Source organism: Campylobacter aviculae, from assembly GCF_005406215.1.
Classification (GTDB): domain Bacteria; phylum Campylobacterota; class Campylobacteria; order Campylobacterales; family Campylobacteraceae; genus Campylobacter_D; species Campylobacter_D aviculae.
This window is the reverse complement of record NZ_NXMA01000035.1, coordinates 1-2,680: the sequence shown is the minus strand read 5'-3', so window position 1 is coordinate 2,680 and position 2,680 is coordinate 1. Positions and strand designations below refer to the sequence as shown.

The 2,680-nt window shown below is 31.1% G+C and carries 2 protein-coding genes; one reads left to right on the top strand and one right to left on the bottom strand.

Annotated elements, in window-relative coordinates; all coding sequences use genetic code 11:
• The first annotated feature begins 100 nt into the window (after positions 1-100).
• On the top strand, positions 101-1,999 hold the full coding sequence (locus CQA76_RS08765) for a motility associated factor glycosyltransferase family protein (protein WP_137623000.1): 1,899 nt from the start codon (positions 101-103) through the stop codon (positions 1,997-1,999).
• 18 nt (positions 2,000-2,017) lie between these two features.
• Here the strand turns inward: CQA76_RS08765 and CQA76_RS08760 are convergent.
• Positions 2,018-2,680, bottom strand: a 663-nt coding sequence (locus tag CQA76_RS08760) for a flagellin (RefSeq protein ID WP_269747353.1), incomplete at its 5' end; no start/stop codon positions are given.

Genomic DNA, 2,680 nt, shown 5'->3' with positions numbered 1-2,680 from the left:
CATATCAAAGCACAAGAAAAAGCTTTAATAGAAAATATCACTCCTTTAGAAAATGAGTTAGATCAAAGAGGTTTGAAGAAATGGAAAGAGAAGGTGAAAAATGCAAAATGAACTTTTTGATAAAAATATAAAAGCTATGGATGGAAGAGAGTATAAAGAACTCAAAGATGAATTAGAAAAAATAAAAGAATTAAGAGAATTTGCTTATACCTTTGGGAAAGATAATCTTGATATCAATATCATCAAAAAAAGAAATTTAAAGGCGATTTATAAAAACCCTTTAAAAGAATTAGAAGAAAAAATTGAATTCTTTAAAGATTATGATAGATATCCAGCTTTATTTTTTTATGGTTTAGGGAATGGAATTTTATACAAAGCCTTACTTCAAAATAAAAATCATAAAAGAATCATTGTTTTTGAAAAAGAAATAGAAATTATATTTATCGTTCTTAATTTACTCGATCTAAGCGAAGAATTAAGAAAAGGAAGACTGATTTTAATCTACACCCCTCATATGACTTATACCAAAGCTGACGCTATTTTTTCTTTAGGATCAATTGATCGATTTTTTAAAACTTATACCTTATTTACGCATTCTAATTTCTATAAAAGTTATAAAGAAGATATACTCAAAACCAATACCCTAAACTCAAAAGCTATTAAAAATATTAGTTTAAGAAGGGGTAATGATCCAAAAGATGCTATGCAAGGCATAGAACAATTTGTTCGCAATATTCCAAAAATGATCAATCATCCAAGTTATCATACCTTGCTTAAAAAAAGAAAAAATACCAAAGATGAAAATGTTGCTATCATTGTTTCAACTGGACCTAGTCTTGGCAAACAACTACCTTTGCTTAAAAAATACGCAAACAAAGCCACAATTTTTTGTGCCGATAGCGCTTATCCTATACTGGCAAAGCATGGTATCAAGCCTGATTATGTTTGCATGATGGAAAGAGATGCAGTTGTAGCAGAATGCTTTAATAACGACTTTAAAGAATTTGACGATGGAATTACCTTTGTCGTAGCTTCTTTAATCCATAAAAACACTATCCAATATCTTGAAAGCAATAAAAGATCTTATATTTTGGCTACAAGACCTTTATCTTTTGCCACATCTGTAAAACTTCATGAATTTGGCTATATAAGTTGTGGAATGAGTGTTGCTCATATGAATTATGAATTGGCTAACAGATTAAATTATAAAAATATTGTTTTAATAGGACAGGATTTAGCTTATGGTGAAAAAGGTGAATCGCATACAAAAAATTTCTTACATGAAAAACTTCATGATGGACACTATAAAAGGGATTTTGATCGATACACAACTTTAGCTTATGGTGGAAAAGGAGAAGTTCAAAGTTCGGAAATTTGGAATCTCTTTAGAGAAATTTTTGAAAATTTTATAGCATCGAATAAAAATAAAATAAAAACCTATAATTGCACCGAAGGTGGAGCTAGAATAGAAGGAGCTATAGAAAAACCTTTTAAAGAAATTTGTGAAACCCTACTGACTAAAGATTTACACAAACCTTTTCCTAAAATTCCTAAACTTTCAAAAGAACAAAGAATCAATCTTATGCTAAAATCCTATAAACAAATCAAAAAACAAATGAGTTTAGCTGATACCTTTTTAAAAGAATGTAAAAAAATTAAAAATCAATTAGCCGATCTAAAAAGAGGAAAATTAAAGATTACCTTAGAACAATTAAATCAAAACCTAGATAAGCTAAAAGCTCGATTAGATTTAAATCGTTATGGCTTCTTGTTTGAAATTTTAGGCCCTACGCTCCACCACGAAGAAAGTATTATAGCACCGCTGTATGTTCAAAGCATTAAAAATGAAAGCGAAAGACAAAATAAGCTTTTTGCTTGGCTTTATGCTCATGAGTCCTTAGTAGAAAGTATCTTTGAGCTTGTAACCATACAAAATATGACTTTAAAAAAGGCTATTATACCTTTGCAAGATGAGTTAGAAAAAAGAAATTTAATCTAATGAGGATAAAGATCCTCATTATTGTAAAAGTTTTAAGACGTTTTGTTGGACTGCATTAGCTTGACTCATTGCATAAGAACCACTTTGAGCTAAGATATTATACTTCGAGAAATTTGCACTTTCAGCCGCAAAATCCACATCTCTTATGGTTGATTCAGCCGCTTTAACATTAACTTGAGTTACAGTAATATTGTTGATCGTAACTTGAAGTTGATTTTGAACCGAACCAATATCTGCTCTGATTTGATCTAAGTTTGTTGTAGCCGTTTCAACGATATCCATCACCGCCATAGCACCTTTAAGTGTGGTTACACCCGCATTTTTATAGGTAGCTCCTGCTTTATTGCCTGCTGAAATTTTTAAGGTAGCAAATTGAGAATTTCCTGAACCAGCAGAAAAACCTGAACCAGCAGAAACAGTATAAATCGATGCCGCATTAGCAGCAGACATTGCACTTAAGAAAATAACAGATTCATCCAATAATACCGACATATTTTTACCACTACCTACAGAGAAGCCTGAACCTGCAGAAAAGCCATTTTTTTCCATATAAGATGCAATACTTCCGTATTCTCCTAATACAATTTGTTTTCCACCACCTTGGTAAGAATTAAAGCCCATAGCATCAGCCACGTTTGCATCGATTTGTCCTTTAGACTCTCTTAAAGATACTGAAGATTG